Annotated in this window: 17 protein-coding genes; all 17 read left to right on the forward strand. The window is 67.7% G+C overall.

The window, feature by feature from the left end:
• Positions 1-38 precede the first annotated feature (38 nt).
• The 17 genes from QF206_RS00580 to QF206_RS00660 all read left to right on the forward strand — a co-directional run bounded on the left by QF206_RS00580 (position 39) and on the right by QF206_RS00660 (position 17,981).
• Positions 39-821, forward strand: a complete 783-nt coding sequence (locus QF206_RS00580; RefSeq protein ID WP_281487257.1) for an LmeA family phospholipid-binding protein — start codon at positions 39-41, stop codon at positions 819-821.
• Positions 822-1,016: 195 nt separating this feature from the next.
• Positions 1,017-2,444 carry a diaminopimelate decarboxylase gene (gene lysA / locus QF206_RS00585; protein WP_281487258.1) on the forward strand — a complete coding sequence of 476 codons (1,428 nt, stop codon included), beginning with the start codon at positions 1,017-1,019 and terminating at the stop codon, positions 2,442-2,444.
• Entirely contained in the window at positions 2,441-3,796 is a 1,356-nt protein-coding gene (locus QF206_RS00590; protein ID WP_281487259.1) for a homoserine dehydrogenase, read from the forward strand. Before lysA ends, QF206_RS00590 begins: the two co-directional genes overlap by 4 nt.
• A complete protein-coding gene (gene thrC / locus QF206_RS00595) occupies positions 3,796-4,872 on the forward strand; it encodes a threonine synthase (protein ID WP_281487260.1) in 1,077 nt (358 codons plus the stop codon). The genes QF206_RS00590 and thrC overlap by 1 nt, the downstream gene beginning before the upstream one ends.
• Positions 4,873-4,901: 29 nt before the next feature.
• On the forward strand, positions 4,902-5,849 hold the full coding sequence (gene thrB, locus QF206_RS00600; protein WP_281488093.1) for a homoserine kinase: 948 nt from the start codon (positions 4,902-4,904) through the stop codon (positions 5,847-5,849).
• A gap of 174 nt (positions 5,850-6,023) precedes the next feature.
• On the forward strand, positions 6,024-8,171 hold the full coding sequence (gene rho, locus QF206_RS00605; protein ID WP_281487261.1) for a transcription termination factor Rho: 2,148 nt from the start codon (positions 6,024-6,026) through the stop codon (positions 8,169-8,171).
• 2 nt (positions 8,172-8,173) lie between these two features.
• Entirely contained in the window at positions 8,174-9,256 is a 1,083-nt protein-coding gene (prfA, locus tag QF206_RS00610; RefSeq protein ID WP_281487262.1) for a peptide chain release factor 1, read from the forward strand.
• A gap of 37 nt (positions 9,257-9,293) precedes the next feature.
• The gene (gene prmC / locus QF206_RS00615) at positions 9,294-10,166 is read left to right on the forward strand and encodes a peptide chain release factor N(5)-glutamine methyltransferase (protein ID WP_281487263.1); all 873 of its coding nucleotides are present in this window, start codon (positions 9,294-9,296) and stop codon (positions 10,164-10,166) included.
• Between the two features lie 68 nt (positions 10,167-10,234).
• The gene (locus tag QF206_RS00620; protein WP_281487264.1) at positions 10,235-10,891 is read left to right on the forward strand and encodes an L-threonylcarbamoyladenylate synthase; all 657 of its coding nucleotides are present in this window, start codon (positions 10,235-10,237) and stop codon (positions 10,889-10,891) included.
• Between the two features lie 77 nt (positions 10,892-10,968).
• Positions 10,969-12,198: an MraY family glycosyltransferase gene (locus QF206_RS00625; RefSeq protein WP_281488094.1), complete on the forward strand. Its 1,230-nt coding sequence runs from the start codon at positions 10,969-10,971 to the stop codon at positions 12,196-12,198.
• Complete coding sequence (locus QF206_RS00630) at positions 12,195-12,650, forward strand: Cg1360 family ATP-synthase-associated protein (protein WP_281487265.1); 456 nt, start codon at positions 12,195-12,197, stop codon at positions 12,648-12,650. Before QF206_RS00625 ends, QF206_RS00630 begins: the two co-directional genes overlap by 4 nt.
• Positions 12,651-12,828: 178 nt before the next feature.
• Entirely contained in the window at positions 12,829-13,674 is an 846-nt protein-coding gene (atpB, locus tag QF206_RS00635) for a F0F1 ATP synthase subunit A (protein WP_281487266.1), read from the forward strand.
• A 50-nt stretch (positions 13,675-13,724) separates the two neighbouring features.
• Positions 13,725-13,961 (forward strand): ATP synthase F0 subunit C, encoded by a 237-nt coding sequence (gene atpE, locus QF206_RS00640; protein ID WP_281487267.1) that lies wholly within the window; start codon positions 13,725-13,727, stop codon positions 13,959-13,961.
• A gap of 8 nt (positions 13,962-13,969) precedes the next feature.
• A complete protein-coding gene (locus tag QF206_RS00645) occupies positions 13,970-14,527 on the forward strand; it encodes a F0F1 ATP synthase subunit B (protein ID WP_281487268.1) in 558 nt (185 codons plus the stop codon).
• A 2-nt stretch (positions 14,528-14,529) separates the two neighbouring features.
• A complete protein-coding gene (locus tag QF206_RS00650) occupies positions 14,530-15,324 on the forward strand; it encodes a F0F1 ATP synthase subunit delta (RefSeq protein ID WP_281487269.1) in 795 nt (264 codons plus the stop codon).
• Positions 15,325-15,348: 24 nt separating this feature from the next.
• On the forward strand, positions 15,349-16,986 hold the full coding sequence (gene atpA / locus QF206_RS00655; protein ID WP_281487270.1) for a F0F1 ATP synthase subunit alpha: 1,638 nt from the start codon (positions 15,349-15,351) through the stop codon (positions 16,984-16,986).
• Between the two features lie 95 nt (positions 16,987-17,081).
• Complete coding sequence (locus tag QF206_RS00660) at positions 17,082-17,981, forward strand: F0F1 ATP synthase subunit gamma (RefSeq protein WP_281487271.1); 900 nt, start codon at positions 17,082-17,084, stop codon at positions 17,979-17,981.
• The last annotated feature ends 4 nt before the right edge of the window (positions 17,982-17,985 follow it).

Raw genomic sequence — 17,985 nt, forward strand, 5'->3', positions numbered from 1 at the left:
GCGCTCGTTGTATGGCCATCACCACGTAGAGTCGAACGATGACTGCCACGGATGCCGCGCAGAGCCGCCCTCGTCGCGGTCGCCGAGCGCTGCTCGGCGTGTTGATCGCCATAGCCGGGCTGTTGGTCATCGCGATGCTGCTTGTCGAGACGGCGGGCCGGGCGATCGCGCAGCAGTTGGTGGCCGAGCGAGTGGAGCAGCAACTGCCGCCGGATTCGGGCCCGGTCTCAGCCGGCATCCCCGGGTCCATGACGCTGCAACTGCTGCGTCAGGAGTTCGACGAGCTCGACCTCGACCTCGATTCCATCGCGGTTCGCTCGGCAGGCGTGGACACGACCGTCGACGCCCACATCATCGCCTTCGGCGTTCCGCTCGATGCTTCCGTACCTGCGCATCGGATCAATGGGTCGTTCACGATCAGCGAGCAGGAAGTGCAATCGCTCCTCGCGCGCGCGCTCGACTCGGTCGGGGGCGTGACCGGCTCGGTCACGCTCGGCGAAGGCCTCATCCACTACGAGACCGAGGTGTCGGTCCTCGGGCTCAGCATCGGAATCGCGGTGGATCTCGAGCCGCACGTGGTCGATCAGAGTCGTGTGCGTTTCGAGCCGCGGCGCATCGAGGTGCTCGACAGCTCGTTCACGGCCGACATCGCTGACGTCGTCGACCTGTCACGGTTCGCGTTCGAGTTCTGTGCCGCGGAGTATCTCCCCGAGGGCGTCGACGTCGTTGCGGTGGACGTGCGCGAACGCGAAGCAGTCGCCTTCTTCACCGCGCGGGGCACCGCCTTGGCCCGAAGCGGCGGCGCGCTCGGCCACTGCTGAGCTGCGGACGAGCGGTCACGAATCGGTCCTGCGCCGCGCGCGCGATAGAATTCCACGGGCTTCAGGGACCAAGCCGGGTCCGCTCGCCTCACCTCGATCCGCGGCGCGGCCCTGCGCCCCGTCAGCGCCTCGCCGACCACCTCGGCGTGGCCGATCGCGTACACGTATCTCTCGTACACCGTGAGGAGTCCGCCCTTGACGTCGAACCCGCTCGCTCCCGAGTGGCTGCAAGCGCCCAGCGACGCCAACGCGCTGCACGACGGCATCTGGTCGTCGGGCGCTGCCCGCACCGCATCCGGTGAACTCGCGTTCGCGGGCGTGCGCGCCAGCGAGCTCGCGGAACGCTACGGCACGCCCCTGTACGTGGTCGATGAGCAGGATGCGCGCGCTCGCGCACACCGCATCCGCACCGCCTTCGAGGCAGCCGCATCCGACGTCGGTACGACCGCGAAGGTGTACTACGCCGGCAAGGCATTCCTCTGCACGGAGGTCGCGCGCTGGATGTCCGAAGACGGGCTCCACCTCGACGTCGCGAGCGGGGGAGAGCTCGCCGTCGCACTCGCCGCGGGTGTGGATCCCGCACTGCTGGGCTTCCACGGCAACAACAAGAGCATCGCCGAGATCGATCGTGCCGTGCAGGCCGGCGTCGGGGCCATCGTGATCGACAGCTGGATCGAGATCGAGCGGATCGCGGATGCCGCAGCTCGCCACGGCCGCGTGCAAGCCGTGCGCCTGCGCGTCAACAGCGGTGTGCACGCTCACACCCACGACTACCTCGCCACGGCGCGCGAGGACCAGAAGTTCGGCATTCCCCTCGCCGACGTGCCCTCTCACGTCGATCGCATCCGCTCCTTCAAGTCACTGCGTCTGCTCGGCCTGCACTCCCACATCGGCTCGCAGATCTTCAATCCGTCGGGATTCGCCGAGGCTGCTGAGCGGTTGATCGCTGTCCACGCCGAGCTCCTCGACGGAGGCGAGATCCCCGAACTCAACCTCGGCGGGGGCTTCGGCATCGCCTACACGGTGGCCGATGAAGTCGCTCCCATCGAGGAGGTCACGCGCGGCATCGCCGAGGCGGTCGCTCGCGCGGCAGGCGCCCGAGGCATCCCGGTGCCTGTGCTCGCCATCGAGCCCGGTCGCTCGATCATCGGTCCTGCGGGCGCGACCCTGTACGAGGTCGGCACGATCAAGGATGTCGTCGTCGCGCTCGAATCGGAGGAACGCACGGCACCGGGGTCGTCCTCGACCGCTATCCGCAAGTACGTGAGCGTCGACGGCGGGATGAGCGACAACGCGCGGCCCGCTCTCTACGAGGCCGACTACTCCGCCCGCATCGCCAGCCGCACCTCCGACGCCGATCCCGCGCTCGTTCGCGTGGCCGGGAAGCACTGCGAAAGCGGCGACCTGGTCGTGCTCGCCGAGTATCTTCCCGCCGACATCGCGCCCGGCGACCTGCTCGCCGTCCCCGCCACCGGGGCGTACTGCTTCTCGCTGTCGAGCAACTACAACTACCTCACTCGTCCGCCGGTGGTCGCCGTGCGTGATGGGGAAGCGCGCGTCATCGTGCGCGGCGAGACCGAAGACGACCTGCTGGCCCGAGACCCTGGAGTGAACCCCCGATGATCGAGTACCGCAACCTCCGCGTCGCCCTGCTCGGAGCAGGAAGCGTCGGCGCCCAGGTGGCACGGCTGCTGCTCGAGCACGCCGATGAGCTGGCCGCACGTTCAGGGGCGGGACTCGAACTCGTGGGCATCGCGGTGCGCGATCTCGACGCGGAGCGCGATGTCGAACTGCCGAAGGAACTCTTCACGACGGATGCCGAGGCGCTCATCCTCGGAGCCGACATCGTCATCGAGCTCATGGGCGGCCTCGAGCCTGCACGCAGCTACATCCTGAAGGCGCTCGAGTCCGGCGCAGACGTCATCACCGCGAACAAGGCGCTGCTCGCCACGCACGGCCCAGAGCTCTTCGAACTCGCCGAGCAGGTCGGTGCGCAGCTCTACTACGAGGCGGCCGTGGGGGGAGCGATCCCGATCATCCGCCCGCTGCGAGACAGCCTCGCGGGCGACCGGGTCGACCGCATCCTCGGCATTGTCAACGGCACGACGAACTACATCCTCGACAGCATGCACTCGACCGGTGCGAGCTTCGAGCAGGCGCTGGCGGTGGCGACCGAGCTCGGCTACGCCGAGGCCGACCCGACGGCCGACATCGAGGGCTACGACGCGGCGCAGAAGGCGGCGATCCTCGCGAGCCTCGCGTTCCACACGCGGGTCGCTGTGGGCGATGTGCACCGCGAGGGCATCACGTCGATCACGGCAGAGCAGATCGCCGCGGCCACCAAGGCCGGGTATGTCATCAAGCTCCTCGCGATCTGCGAGCGCATCACGGATGCCGCGGGCGACGAGGGCGTGAGCGTGCGCGTGCACCCGGCCCTGGTCCCTGAGGATCACCCGCTCGCGGCCGTGCACGGCGCGAACAACGCGGTGTTCCTGCACTCGCTGGCGGCGGGCGACCTCATGTTCTATGGCGCCGGCGCGGGCGGCGTGCAGACGGCATCCGCCGTGCTCGGCGATGTGGTGTCGGCCGCGCGCCGTCACGTGGTCGGCGGCCCCGGGGTCGCGGAGTCGGCCCACGCCGATCTCGCCGTGCTGCCCATCGAACAGGTGCACACCCGCTACCAGATCACGCTCACCGTCGAAGACCAGCCGGGTGTGCTCGCGGCGATCGCCACCGAGTTCAGCAGGCACGGCGTCTCGGTCGAAGCGGTCGAGCAGTCCATCCAGTCGCACACGGCGGTGCAGTTGACCGAGGTCGAGCCCGCGGGCGGTCACGATGAGGATGCGGCCACCGCTACGCTGGTAGTCGTCACCCACCGGGCTCAGGAGGCCGATCTGGCCGCCACGGTGGCGGCGCTCGAGGCGACCCCTGTCGTGCGGAGCGTGGCGAGTGTGCTGAGAGTTGAAGGACTGTAATGGCCAAGCAGTGGCGCGGAGTGCTGCGCGAATACGCTGATCGTCTCGACGTGACGGATGCCACGCCGATCGTCACCCTGGGCGAGGGCGGTACGCCGCTGATCCCCGCTGACGCGTTGTCGTCGCGCACCGGCGCCAAGGTCTGGGTGAAGTACGAGGGGATGAACCCCACCGGCTCGTTCAAGGACCGCGGTATGACCATGGCCGTGTCGAAGGCGGTCGAGCACGGCGCGAAGGCGGTCATCTGCGCCTCGACCGGCAACACCTCCGCCTCCGCCGCCGCATATGCGACGCACGCGGGCATCACCTCGGCCGTGCTGGTGCCGGAGGGCAAGATCGCCATGGGCAAGCTCGCACAGGCGATCGCGCACAACGCGCACCTGTTGCAGGTGCGCGGCAACTTCGACGACTGCCTCGACATCGCGCGCGAGCTCGCAGCGGGATACCCCGTGCACCTCGTCAACTCGGTGAACAACGACCGCATCGAGGGGCAGAAGACCGGCGCCTTCGAGGTCGTCGATGTGCTCGAAGACGCACCTGACTTCCACATCGTGCCGGTCGGCAACGCCGGCAACTACACGGCGTACCACCGCGGATACCGCGAGGAGCTGGCGCGCGGCGCCACCACGAAGCTTCCTCGCATGTTCGGGTTCCAGGCGGCAGGGAGCGCTCCCATCGTGCTCGGCCACCCCGTGAAAGACCCCGACACTGTCGCCAGCGCCATCCGCATCGGCAATCCCGCCTCATGGGAGCTCGCACTGAAGGCCCGCGACGACAGCGACGGCTACTTCGGGGCCATCAGCGACGAGCGCATCCTCGAAGCGCACCGCATCCTCTCCTCGGAGGTCGGAATCTTCGTCGAGCCGGCTTCCGCGGTGAGCGTCGCCGGACTGCTCGAGCGCAGCGAAGCCGGGCAGATCCCCCGCGGCTCCACGGTCGTGCTCACCGTCACCGGTCACGGTCTGAAGGACCCGCAGTGGGCGCTGCGCACCGCGGATGGCGGCGAAGTGAAGCCGACCAGCGTGGCCGTCGACACGGCAGAGGTCGCGCAGGTGCTCGGACTCACCGCCGCATGATCCACGACAACCTGATGACCGGCGACACCATGATCAATCGCACCATCGAGGTCGGCACCGGCGTGCACGTGAAGGTGCCCGCCACCACGGCAAACCTCGGACCGGGCTTCGACACGCTCGGCCTCGCGCTGGCGTACTACGACGAGCTCGATGTCACGGTTCGCGAGGAGCCCGGCGTGCATGTCGACGTGCACGGCGTGGGCGAGGGCCAGGTGCCCACAGACGAGCGGAACCTCGTCGTGCGCGCGATCAAGCACGCCTTCGATGCCTACGGCATCGAGATGCCGGGCCTCGACATCGTCGCCCGCAACCACATTCCGCATGGCCGTGGCATGGGATCGTCCGGTGCGGCCATCGTGGCGGGCATCATGGCGGCGAAGGGCCTGCTCGAGGGCAACGTCGAGATGGACGCGCAGGCGGTGCTGACGCTCGCCACCCAGATGGAGGGTCACCCCGACAACGTCGCCCCGGCGATCTTCGGCGGGCTCACGATCGCGTGGGTCACCCCCGAAGGCCCTCGTTCCAAGAAGCTCATCGTGCACCGCGGCGTCTCGCCGGTCGTCTTCGTCCCCGAGCACACCATGTCGACCGCGCTCGCGCGCAGCCTCCAGCCCGAGAGCGTGCCTCACGAAGACGCGATCTTCAACGTCTCGCGGTCGGCGCTGCTCGTCGCAGCCCTCATCCAGAGCCCCGAGCTGCTGCTCGAGGCCACTGAGGACAAACTGCACCAGAGCTACCGGGCGAGTGCGATGCCCGAGACCGACCAGCTGATCAGAGCGCTCCGGGATGCCGGCTACGCCGCAGTGGTCTCCGGGGCGGGTCCCTCGATCCTCCTGCTGTGCGACGAGCCCCAGCAGCGCCTCGAAGCGACGGCTCTCGTCGAGCGCGAAGCGCTGACCCCGTGGCAGTCGCTCATGCTCGCCGTTGACTTCAAAGGTGCTACAGTTGTGCCGCACCCGGTCGGAGTCCTGGCCTAGTCAGTCTCCCGGTGTGCGTTTCACCCGGCTCTCGGCTCTTCGATCCGGAGGGCGTCCAGTCGCGAACGTTGTCCATCGCTTGCGCTTGCGTCCTGCGGCGCTCCGAATCTCGAGACGCCGTCACCCCATCAACCCGGCAGTTTCTGTCGCCGGGCCGAAAGGAACCCATTCTCCGTGACTGACGTCAACGACAGCACGCCCGCACCCAAGCGCGGGTCCTCCAAACTCACCACCCTCAAGCTCGCCGAACTGCAGCAACTCGCCACCGAACTGGGCATCGACCCCGCGAAGCTGCGCAAGAGCGACCTGATCGAGCGCATCACCGAAGCCCGCGGCGAAGCTGCCGAGGCCGGTGCGCCGGCCGAAGCGGCAGCGCAGCTGCCCATCGACCAGCTCTCGTCCGACGAACCCGAGCGCGCCGAAGGCGCCACGGGTGCGGCGCCCGAAGCAGCCCAGGAGCAGCCCGAGGCCGCCGAGGCCCAGGCCTCCGAGCGCGAGCAGTCTCGCGCCGACGAGGGCCGTCGCCGCGGCTCTCGTCGCGTGACCGCCGCCGCGGGCACTCCGGCCGCCGGAGCCGTTGACGCGTCCGCGACCGAAGCGCCGGCGGAAGAAGCCCAGGAGCACGTCGGCGAGGCGAAGAGCGATGAGACCCCCGCCCGTCGCGACGATCGCGCGAATGGGCGCCGCCAGGCCGAAGCACGCGGCGGCAAGCCGCGGGGCGACGAGCGCGGCGACACCGCTGAGCAGACCGCCACTGCAGAGACCACCGCCGAGCAGATCTCCGAGCCTGCCGAGGGCCGTCGGGAAGCCGCATCCGGCGACGACAAGAGCCGCCAGGGCCGCGAAGAGTCTGATCGCGGCGGTCGCGAGACTCAGGGCGACGAGGAACCGCGTCAGGGCCGAGGCCGCAACCGCCGTGGTCGGCAGCGGGGCCAGCAGCAGGACCAGCAGGCTCAGAAGAGCGCGGACCAGCAGGCTCAGAAGAACCAGGACCAGCAGGCACAGCAGGAGCAGGGCCAGCAGTCGCAGCAGGAGCAGGGCGGCCAGCGGGGCCAGCGGCAGGCGCAGCAACAGGATGACGCCGAGCACCGCCGCGGTCGCAACCGCGATCGCAAGCGCGGGCGCGGGACGCAGCAGGACGACGTCGAGCCCGAGCTGAGCGAAGACGATGTGCTGATCCCGATCGCCGGCATCCTGGATGTGCTCGACAACTACGCCTTCGTTCGCACGACCGGCTACCTGCCCGGACCGAGCGACGTCTACGTATCGCTCGGACAGGTCAAGAAGTACGACCTTCGCAAGGGTGACGCCATCGTCGGCTCGATCCGGCAGCCGCGTGACGGAGAGGGCCAGGGCGGGCGTCAGAAGTACAACGCGCTCGTCAAGATCGACTCCATCAACGGGCAGACTCCCGAGCAAGCCGCTGCCCGCGTCGAGTTCGGCAAGCTGACCCCGCTGTACCCCCAGGAGCGGCTGCGACTCGAGACCGACCCCGCGCGGCTCTCGACGCGGATCATCGATCTCGTCGCGCCGATCGGCAAGGGTCAGCGAGGGCTGATCGTGTCGCCTCCAAAGGCGGGCAAGACGCTCGTGCTGCAGGCGATCGCGAACTCCATCGCGAAGAACAACCCCGAAGTGCACCTGATGGTTGTCCTCGTCGACGAGCGTCCCGAAGAGGTCACCGACATGCAGCGCTCGGTCAAGGGAGAGGTCATCGCCTCGACCTTCGACCGTCCCGCAGAAGACCACACGACTGTCGCCGAGCTCGCGATCGAGCGGGCGAAGCGACTGGTCGAGCTCGGCCACGACGTCGTCGTGCTGCTCGACTCGATCACTCGACTGGGTCGCGCCTACAACATCACCGCGCCGGTCTCCGGCCGGATCCTCTCGGGTGGAGTCGACTCGGCCGCGCTGTACCCGCCGAAGCGGTTCTTCGGCGCGGCGCGCAACATCGAGAACGGTGGCTCGCTCACCATCCTCGCCACCGCTCTCGTCGAGACGGGGTCGAAGATGGACGAGGTGATCTTCGAGGAGTTCAAGGGCACCGGCAACATGGAGCTCCGTCTGTCGCGGGCACTCGCCGACAAGCGGATCTTCCCCGCGGTGGACGTGAACGCATCCGGAACGCGTCGTGAGGAGATGCTCCTCGGCACCGACGAGGTCAAGGTGACCTGGAAGCTCCGCCGTGCGCTCGCGGGGCTCGAGCAGCAGCAGGCGCTCGAGATCGTGCTGGGCAAGCTGAAGGAGACGCAGTCGAACGTCGAGTTCCTCATGCAGATCCAGAAGTCGCTGCCGCAGGGCGCGCACTCGAAGGACGACTGAGCATGTTCGAGTCAGTAGCAGTGCTGCTGGCCGAGCATGAGGAGCTGCAGCAGCAGCTCGCCGACCCGGCAGTGCACGCAGACCCTTCGAGGGCGCGAAAGCTCAACCGGCGCTACGCCGAGCTGAGTCAGATCAAGACTGCGCACGAGCACTGGGTGCAGGCGGGCGAGGACCTCGAGGCAGCACGGGAGCTCGCCAAGGAGGACGACGCCTTCGCCGAGGAGGTGCCGTCACTCGAGGAAGCACAGGCCGAGGCGCAGGAGCGCCTCCGTCGCCTGCTGATCCCGCGCGACCCCGATGACGGGCGCGATGTGATCATGGAGATCAAGGGCGGTGAGGGGGGCGCCGAGAGCGCGCTCTTCGCAGCCGACCTTCTGCGCATGTACTTGCAGTACGCCGCGCACAAGGGGTGGAAGACCGAACTGCTCGAGAGCGACGAGAGCGACCTCGGCGGCTACAAGAACGTGCAGGTCGCGATCAAGTCGAACGCCTCCGACCCCTCACAGGGAGTGTGGGCCCACCTCAAGTACGAGGGCGGTGTTCACCGTGTGCAACGCGTTCCCGTCACGGAGACGCAGGGGCGAATCCACACCTCGACGACCGGTGTGCTCGTCTTTCCCGAGGTGGACGCTCCCGAAGAGGTCGAACTCAATCAGAACGACCTCAAGATCGATGTGTACCGTTCGAGCGGCCCAGGCGGCCAATCGGTCAACACCACCGACTCCGCCGTGCGCATCACGCACCTGCCGACGGGCATCGTGGTGTCGATGCAGAACGAGAAGAGCCAGTTGCAGAACCGCGAGGCGGCGATGCGCGTGCTTCGCGCACGCCTGCTCGCGCGTCAGCAGGAGGAACTCGCCGCCGCGGCATCCGACGCCCGGAAGAGCCAGATCCGCACGATGGATCGCTCCGAGCGCATTCGCACGTACAACTTTCCCGAGAACCGCATCGCTGATCACCGCACCGGGTACAAGGCGTACAACCTCGACCAGGTGATGGACGGAGCCCTCGACGCCGTGATCGATTCGTGCATCCGCGCCGACGAGGAGGCTCGGCTCTCCGAGCTCGGCGAGCACGACTCATGACGTCGCGGCTCCCGCTTACCACTGGCTCCCCAACGCCGTGACGAGTCTCGACCGAGCTCGCACCGTTGCCGAAGCGCGGGAGTCGGGCTCTGCCTGGCTGCGCTCGGCCGGTGTGCCGACGGCAGAGGCCGACGCCGAGCTGCTGATCGGACACGTGCTCGGCCTGAGCCGCGGGGGAGTGCAGGCAGCAGCCGTCACCGGCGCAGCGCTGAACGACCGTGCTCGATCGGAGCTCGTGGAGGCGTTCTCGCGCCGCGCGCGACGTGAGCCGCTGCAGCACATCACCGGCTCCGCCGCGTTCCGCTCGCTCGAACTCCAGGTGGGCCCTGGCGTCTTCGTGCCGCGCCCTGAGACCGAGTCCGTCACCCAGCTCGCGCTCGACGTGCTCGCCGAAGTCCCCGGGACGCCGCGCGCAGTCGATCTCGGCACCGGTTCGGGTGCGATCGCGCTCGCGCTGGCGAACGAGGTGCCGCACGCAGAGGTCTGGGCCGTTGAGAACTCGCCACGCGCGTTCGTCTGGACCCGCAGGAACTTCCGCGCGCTCGGCACCCCGACGTCGCACCTCGTGTTCGCCGACCTCGCCGACGCCTTGCCCGAACTCGATGGGACCGTCGACGTGGTCGTCTCGAACCCGCCGTACATCCCTCTCGCGGCCGTTCCGCGCGACCCGGAAGTGCGGCTCTTCGACCCAGCGCACGCCCTCTACGGCGGCACCGACGGTCTCGACGTCGTGAGGCGCCTCTCAGCCACTGCGCGTCGCCTGCTCCGACCGGGAGGCACGCTCGTGATCGAGCACGGTGAGCAGCAGGCCGCTGCGATCGCCGAACTACTCGCCCACGACGGCTGGCGCGCGATCGCCACCCACCAGGACCTGCTTCATCGCGACCGCGCAACCTCGGCCCTGCGCTGATGTCCACCGCGGGTGCGGTGCGCGGCGTCTGATCACCCCCAGCGCTCGCGGCATAGAATCGAGCGGATATGACACGCATCTACGACTGCTCGGACGACTCCGATCTGTTGACGGGCATGCGGCTCGCACGAGCGTCCATCGGCCGTGGCGAGCTCGTCGTCATCCCCACCGACACGGTCTACGGCGTCGCAGCGGATGCGTTCAACGCGCGTGCCGTGCAGCGTCTGCTCGACGCGAAGGGCCGCGGCCGGCAATCGCCACCGCCCGTGCTGATCCCCGGCATCCCGACCCTCGATGCGCTCGCCGACACGGTGCCCGACGAAGTGCGCGCGCTGGTGGCCGAGTTCTGGCCGGGAGGGCTCACCATCATCCTCCCTGCGCAGTCCGCGCTCCACTGGGACCTCGGCGACACCCACGGCACGGTCGCGCTCCGGATGCCGGCGAACCGCATCGCGCTCGAACTGCTCAGCGAGACCGGGCCCCTCGCCGTCTCGTCGGCGAACCTCACCGGACAGCCGGCCGCCACCACTGCCGCCGAGGCCGAGACGATGCTCGGCGACTCCGTGGCGGTGTACCTCGACGGCGGCGTGGCGGGGCATGACCCCTCCACCATCGTCGACGCCAGTTCCTTGCACCTTCCCGAGGGCAAGTTGAGGATCGTGCGCCACGGTGTGATCCCGGAGCAGGCCATCCGGGACGTCGCCGGGACCGACCGGTTCGTATGACCCCCCTCGTCGATCCGGCTGTCGCGCACCTCTGGCGCGGCGTGCTCGAGACCGCCACCGCGGCCGATTCCCTTCCAATGCCGCGCAGCGTCATCTACGCCCTCGTCGGAATCGTCACGGCGGTGGTCACCGGTGCGGTGGCCTACTTCATCTGGCGCCTCAGCATGCGGTACCGCCTCTATCCGAAGATCCGCGCGCGAGACGTGCACACCACCCCGACTCCACGCTTGGGCGGCGCCGCGATGTTCGTCGGCATCCTGGTCGGGATCGGGCTCGCATCGCAGCTGCCGACCTTCTCGCTCGTCTTCAGCGAGCCTCTCAAGGTCTGGGCGGTGATCGGCGCCGCGACCATCGTGGTGCTGCTGGGCATCGCGGATGACCTCTGGGATCTCGACTGGGTGACCAAGCTCGCCGGTCAGCTCATCGCCGCAGGTGTGCTCGCCTGGCAGGTGCAGCTCGTCTCGCTGCCGATCGTCGACGGCGTCGCGGTGGGGTCGGCCTTCATGTCGCTCATCATCACCGTCGTTCTTGTCGTGCTGGTGATGAACGCCGTCAACTTCATCGACGGTCTCGATGGTCTCGTAGCCGGCGTCGCCCTCATCGGCAACGGCGTGTTCTTCATCTACACTTACCTGCTGCAGCTCGGCGGCAGCACGGAGTTCTTCAACCTGGCGAGTCTGCTGTCGGTGCTGCTCGTCGGCGCGTGCGCCGGCTTCCTCGTCCTGAACTGGCATCCCGCCAAGCTGTTCATGGGCGATGCGGGATCGATGCTCGTCGGCCTGCTGATGGCGGCGTCGACGATCGCCGTCACCGGGCAGATCGACCCGTCGAGCTTCGCCACCGATCGCAGCTCGCTGCTGCCGGCGTTCATCCCCATCGCGATCGCGTTCGCGGTGCTGCTGCTGCCGCTGCTCGATTTCGGCATGGCCGTCGCGCGGCGTCTCCGCGCGGGAAAATCGCCATTCAGCGCCGACCGCAAGCACCTGCACCATCGCCTGCTCGACATGGGTCACTCTCATCTGCACGCGGTGCTGATCTTCTACTCATGGACGCTCGTCGTGGCGGTGGGCTGCCTGCTCTTCCTATTCCTCGACCAGTGGCTCACCTTCGGCATCATCCTCGGCGGCCTCATCGTGTGCGCCGTGTTCACCCTCGCCCCCCTGAGCCGGCGCAAACGAGAAGAGACCGCGGCGCAGCGGGCTCCGGCCGGCGCGGGCGCCGCCTATCGTGATCAGCTCGACGCGGCATCCACCGGTTCCGTGCCCGTCATCGAACACTCCCGAACGAAAGAGAGTCCAAGTCAATGAGCGCCGCACCCGCCCTCAAGAAGGCCCTCGTCTACGGACTCGTGCTCGCCGGCGTGATCGCCGTCGTCGGAGGCGTCGTCGGCGGGTTCATCGATGGATGGGTCGGCGTCACGAGCGCGCTCATCGGCACCGCCATGTCGGCGGTGTTCGTCGCCATCACGGCGGGCAGCATCCTGCTCGCCGGTCGCACGTCGAAGACAGGCATGCTCAGCCCCGCGTTCTTCGGGATCGTGATGGGCGCCTGGCTCGTGAAGTTCATCGTGTTCCTCGTGCTGGTGTTCGTGCTGCGCGACCAGCCCTTCGTCAACCCCGCAGTGCTGTTCTGGACGATCGTGGTGGCCGTGATCGGCAGCCTCGCCGTCGACCTCATCGCCGTCAGCCGTGCACGCGTGCCGTACGTGAGCGACGTGCGGATGCCGGGCGACCCCGACTCGCGCGACCGCTCCGCATGATGCCGCTCGTCGCGCCTTTGCCGCCCAGTCGAACATCGATCGTCGCGCCGTCGAAGCACCTGCTCGCGCTCGGCATCGTGCGATCCGCAGCGGATTCCCGGCCAGTGGCACCCCGCTCGATTCGTCGTTGGCCCTGCAGTATTGATAGGGTTTTCGACGGCCCCCCAATCACTCGCGCATGATCACCCATGCCCTGAACTTGGAGACAGCGCTGCTACTCAACGCTCTCAGCCTTGTTGTTCCTTCGGCGACTGATGATGGGGAGTTCCACGGGCCGTCGATCCTCGAGTTCTTCCCGGATGTAGTCCTCTTCGCGGGAACGCCATTCGAGATGAACCGGATCATGATCATCCGGGTCATCGCCCTCGGCATCCTCGCCCTGCTGTTCTGGCTCGGCACGCGCAACATGAAGATGGTGCCCGGCAAGTTCCAGTCGCTCATCGAGATGGCGCTCGACTTCGTGCGGGTGAACATCGCAGAGGATCTCCTCGGCAAGAAGGACGGTCAGCGGTTCCTGCCGCTGCTCACCGCCATCTTCTGGGGCGTGCTGTTCATGAACCTCACCGGAATCATCCCGGGCATGAACATCGCGGGCACCTCGGTCATCGGGATGCCGCTGACGCTCGCCGTGATCGCGTACATCGCGTTCATCTACGCCGGCGTCAAGAAGCACCCGGGCGCGTTCTTCAAGAACTCGCTCACGCCTCCTGGCGTGCCCCCGGCGCTGTACATCCTGGTGACGCCGATCGAGTTCGTCTCGACCTTCATCCTGCGGCCGATCACGCTCACCCTGCGTCTCATGATGAACATGGTGGTCGGCCACCTGCTGCTCGTGCTGTTCTTCGCGGCGACGCACTTCTTCTTCTTCACCATGGAGGGCTGGTGGAGCCTCTTCGGGCTCGGCAGCCTCGCGTTCGGCATCGTGTTCACGCTGTTCGAAGTGCTGATCGCCCTCCTCCAGGCCTACATCTTCGCCCTGCTCACCGCTGTCTACATCCAGCTCGCGCTGGCTGAAGAGCACTAAACGGTTCCGGCACACGCCAGGACTGCCATCACGGAAGGAAAACAGAAAACGTGGACGCAACCTCCGTTCTCGCCGAGATCAACGGCAACATCGCGACCGTCGGTTACGGCCTTGCCGCAATCGGCCCCGGTATCGGTATCGGCATCGTGGTCGGCAAGACCATCGAGTCGGTCGCGCGTCAGCCTGAACTGCAGGGTCGCCTCACCGTCCTGATGTACATCGGTATCGCCTTCACCGAGGCGCTCGCCTTCATCGGCATCGCGACGTACTTCATCTTCACCGCCTGAGGCCCGCGATGCTCCAGGCAATCGTTCTCGCGGCGGAGGAGGGGACTGCCCCGAACCCGCTGTTCCCGGCGATCTACGACATCGTCTGGTCGCTCGTGCCGTTCGCGCTCATTCTGCTGCTGTTCTGGAAGCTCGTGCTTCCTCGCATGCAGAAGACGCTCGAGGCCCGAAGCGAGGCCATCGAGGGCGGCATTCAGCTCGCTGAGACCGCGCAGGCCGAGGCCGCTGCGGCGCTCGATGAGTACAACGCCCAGCTCGCCGAGGCTCGTGCCGAGGCCGCGAAGATCCGTGATCAGGCGCGTGCCGACGGCACCAAGATCCTGAACGAGCTCAAGGAACAGGCTGCCGCCGAGGCTGCGCGCATCACCGCGTCGGCACAGGCGCAGATCGAGGCGGAGCGCCAGGCGGCACTCGTCTCGCTTCGTTCCGAGGTCGGCTCGCTCGCGATCGATCTGGCATCCGGTGTGATCGGTGAGAGCCTCAGCGACGACAAGAGGGCGTCGGCGATCGTCGACCGCTTCCTGGCCGAGCTCGAGGCCGAAGAGACTGCAAAGGCGAACAAGTAGCGATGGGATCCGCAACGAGAGAGGCACTCGCCCGTGCGAAGGCGGCACTGTCCGCTCAGCAGGGGCAGGTCGACCTGACCACCGGTGAGCAGCTCTTCGCCGCCGGCCGGGCCATCGGCGACTCTGCTCAGCTGCGCGCCGCTCTCGCGGATCCGGCTGCCGAACCCGCCGCCAAGCAGGCGGTCGTCGCCAAGGTGTTCTCCGGGTTCACCCCTGCCGCTCGCGCCGTGCTCGACTCGGTCGCTGCGAACAGCTGGTCGAGTTCCGATGACCTCCTCGCGGGCATCGAAGAGCTCGGCATCCGGGCCACCGCCGAATCGGCACCCGCCGGCACCGACCTCGTGAGCCAGATCTTCGCGTTCGGGAGCGCCGTGACTTCCAGCGCTGAGCTCGAACTCGCGGTCGGAAGCAAGCGCGGCGAGCCGACGGCGAAGGCCGAACTGGTTCGCCGTCTCCTCGGAGGCAAGGCGAGCGCACAGGCCGTCGAGATCCTCTCGAGCCTCGTGCAGCAGCCGCGCGGGCGGCGCATCAGCGCACTCGTGCGCTTCGCCACCGACGTGGTCGCTGACCAGTCCGACGCGATCGTCGCCGACGTGACGGTGGCGCAGCCGCTTGGAAGCGCTCAGCTCGAACGGCTCGCGAACCGACTGACCGGGCAGTACGGCCGGACCATCCGCATCAACCAGATCGTCGACCCAGCCGTGCTGGGCGGTATCCGCCTCCAGATCGGCGACGACGTGATCGACGGCAGCATTGCGGCCAAGCTGCACGACCTCAGACTCCAGCTCGCTGGCTGATCCAGCACACGAATAGGAAAGAACATGGCAGATATCACCATCAGCCCGGATGAGATCCGCGATGCGCTGAAGGAATTCGCTCAGTCATACGAGCCGGCAGGTGCGACCAAGACCGAGGTCGGCCGTGTCAAGGACGCCGCCGACGGCATCGCCCACGTCGAGGGACTCCCCGGCGTGATGGCGAACGAGTTGGTGCGCTTCCAGGACGGCACGCTGGGCCTCGCGCAGAACCTCGACGAGAACGAGATCGGTGTCGTCGTGCTCGGCGAGTTCACCGGCATCGAAGAGGGCCAGGAAGTCACGCGCACCGGCGAGGTCCTCTCGGTTCCGGTCGGCGAGGGCTACCTCGGCCGCGTCGTCGACCCCCTCGGCAACCCCATCGACGGCCTTGGAGACATCGCGTCGGAGGGCCGCCGCGCGCTCGAGCTTCAGGCTCCTGGCGTGATGCAGCGCAAGAGCGTGCACGAGCCGCTGCAGACCGGCATCAAGGCGATCGACGCGATGATCCCGGTCGGTCGCGGCCAGCGCCAGCTGATCATCGGCGACCGCCAGACCGGTAAGACCGCGCTCGCGATCGACACCATCATCAACCAGAAGGCCAACTGGGAGTCGGGCGACGTCACCAAGCAGGTCCGCTGCATCTACGTCGCGATCGGCCAGAAGGGCTCGACGATCGCGGCCGTGAAGGGCGCGCTCGAAGACGCCGGCGCGATGGAGTACACCACCATCGTGGCCTCGCCCGCATCCGACCCCGCGGGCTTCAAGTACCTCGCTCCGTACACCGGTTCGGCCATCGGCCAGCACTGGATGTACCAGGGCAAGCACGTGCTCATCGTGTTCGACGACCTCTCCAAGCAGGCAGAGGCGTACCGTGCTGTGTCGCTGCTGCTGCGCCGCCCGCCGGGCCGCGAGGCATACCCGGGTGACGTGTTCTACCTGCACTCTCGTCTGCTCGAGCGTTGCGCGAAGCTGTCCGACGAGCTCGGCGCCGGCTCGATGACCGGTCTGCCGATCATCGAGACCAAGGCGAACGATGTCTCGGCCTACATCCCGACCAACGTGATCTCGATCACCGACGGCCAGATCTTCTTGCAGTCCGATCTGTTCAACGCCAACCAGCGTCCCGCGGTCGACGTGGGAATCTCGGTCTCGCGTGTTGGTGGCGACGCCCAGGTGAAGAGCATCAAGAAGGTCTCTGGCACGCTCAAGCTCGAGCTGGCCCAGTACCGCTCGCTCGAGGCGTTCGCGATGTTCGCCTCCGACCTCGACGCTGCTTCGAAGCGTCAGCTCGCCCGCGGCGCCCGCCTCACCGAGCTGCTGAAGCAGCCGCAGTACTCGCCGTATCCGGTCGAGGACCAGGTTGTCTCGATCTGGGCAGGCACGAACGGCCACCTCGACGAGGTGCCGGTCGAGGACGTGCTCCGTTTCGAGCGCGAGCTGCTCGACTACCTGCGTCGCAACACCAAGGTGCTCGACACGCTTCGTGAGACGAACGTGCTCGATGACGCCACCGTCGACACCCTCGGCGCCGAGGTCGCGAAGTTCAAGCTCGAGTTCCAGACGGGCGACGGCAAGCCGCTCATCAGCGCCGGGCGCGAGGAGTTCGACGAGATCGACGCCGATGACGTGCACCAGGAGAAGATCGTGAAGGGTCGCCGCTGAGGCGACGATCCGCAGGCGTGAGCTCCCGGCATCCACTCTGATGAGATGCCGGGGCTCGGCCTACAGAAGCTCAACCGACTGAGAGAAAGAGACACATGGGAGCGCAACTTCGGGTCTACCGGCAGAAGATCAAGTCTGCCCAGACGACGAAGAAGATCACCCGGGCGATGGAGCTCATCGCCGCGTCGCGCATCCAGAAGGCCCAGCAGCGCGTCGCGGCCTCGGCGCCGTACTCGCGCGCAGTGACCCGCGCCGTCTCGGCGGTCGCGACCTTCTCGAACGTGGAGCACATCCTCACCACCGAGCCCGAGAAGATCGAGCGCGCCGCGATCGTCATCTTCTCCTCCGACCGGGGTCTTGCTGGCGCGTTCAACGCGAACGTGCTGCGCGAGGCCGAAGAGCTGGCTGCGCTGCTTCGCAGCGAGGGCAAGGACGTCGTGTACTTCCTCGTCGGTCGAAAGGCTGTCGGCTACTTCGGCTTCCGCCAGCGCAAGTGGGAGCGCGAGTGGACCGGCGGCACCGACCAGCCGGAGTTCGCGACCGCGCAGGAGATCGGCCAGGCGCTCGTCGAGCGCTTCGTGCAGCCTGCGAGCGAGGGCGGCGTCGACGAGATCCACATCGTGTACAACCGCTTCGTCAGCATGATGACTCAGGTTCCCGAGGTCGTCCGCCTGCTTCCGCTCGAGGTCGTCGAGGGCGTCGAAGAGCCGGGCGAGCACGAGATCCTCCCGCTGTACGAGTTCGAACCCGAGGTCGACGCGGTGCTCGATGCACTGCTGCCGGTCTACATCGAGAGCCGCCTGTTCAACGCCATGCTGCAGTCGGCGGCGAGCAAGCACGCGGCGACCCAGAAGGCGATGAAGTCGGCGAGTGACAACGCCGATGCGCTCATCCGCGACTACACCCGTCTGGCCAACAACGCCCGCCAGGCCGAGATCACCCAGCAGATTTCCGAGATCGTGGGCGGCGCCGACGCCCTCAGCTCGGCCAACTAGCACC

Source organism: Ruicaihuangia caeni (assembly GCF_029952955.1).
Lineage (GTDB): Bacteria > Actinomycetota > Actinomycetes > Actinomycetales > Microbacteriaceae > Ruicaihuangia > Ruicaihuangia caeni.

Excerpts from the sequence above, each read along its gene's own strand:
- atpA (WP_281487270.1), top strand. The coding sequence starts at position 15,349 with ATGGCAGATATCACCATCAGCCCGGATGAGATCCGCGATGCGCTGAAG.
- QF206_RS00580 (WP_281487257.1), top strand. The coding sequence starts at position 39 with ATGACTGCCACGGATGCCGCGCAGAGCCGCCCTCGTCGCGGTCGCCGA.
- QF206_RS00650 (WP_281487269.1), top strand. The coding sequence starts at position 14,530 with ATGGGATCCGCAACGAGAGAGGCACTCGCCCGTGCGAAGGCGGCACTG.
- atpB (WP_281487266.1), top strand. The coding sequence starts at position 12,829 with ATGATCACCCATGCCCTGAACTTGGAGACAGCGCTGCTACTCAACGCT.
- QF206_RS00630 (WP_281487265.1), top strand. The coding sequence starts at position 12,195 with ATGAGCGCCGCACCCGCCCTCAAGAAGGCCCTCGTCTACGGACTCGTG.
- QF206_RS00645 (WP_281487268.1), top strand. The coding sequence starts at position 13,970 with ATGCTCCAGGCAATCGTTCTCGCGGCGGAGGAGGGGACTGCCCCGAAC.
- QF206_RS00590 (WP_281487259.1), top strand. The coding sequence starts at position 2,441 with ATGATCGAGTACCGCAACCTCCGCGTCGCCCTGCTCGGAGCAGGAAGC.
- QF206_RS00620 (WP_281487264.1), top strand. The coding sequence starts at position 10,235 with ATGACACGCATCTACGACTGCTCGGACGACTCCGATCTGTTGACGGGC.
- thrC (WP_281487260.1), top strand. The coding sequence starts at position 3,796 with ATGGCCAAGCAGTGGCGCGGAGTGCTGCGCGAATACGCTGATCGTCTC.
- prfA (WP_281487262.1), top strand. The coding sequence starts at position 8,174 with ATGTTCGAGTCAGTAGCAGTGCTGCTGGCCGAGCATGAGGAGCTGCAG.
- QF206_RS00660 (WP_281487271.1), top strand. The coding sequence starts at position 17,082 with ATGGGAGCGCAACTTCGGGTCTACCGGCAGAAGATCAAGTCTGCCCAG.
- thrB (WP_281488093.1), top strand. The coding sequence starts at position 4,902 with ATGATCAATCGCACCATCGAGGTCGGCACCGGCGTGCACGTGAAGGTG.
- QF206_RS00625 (WP_281488094.1), top strand. The coding sequence starts at position 10,969 with ATGCCGCGCAGCGTCATCTACGCCCTCGTCGGAATCGTCACGGCGGTG.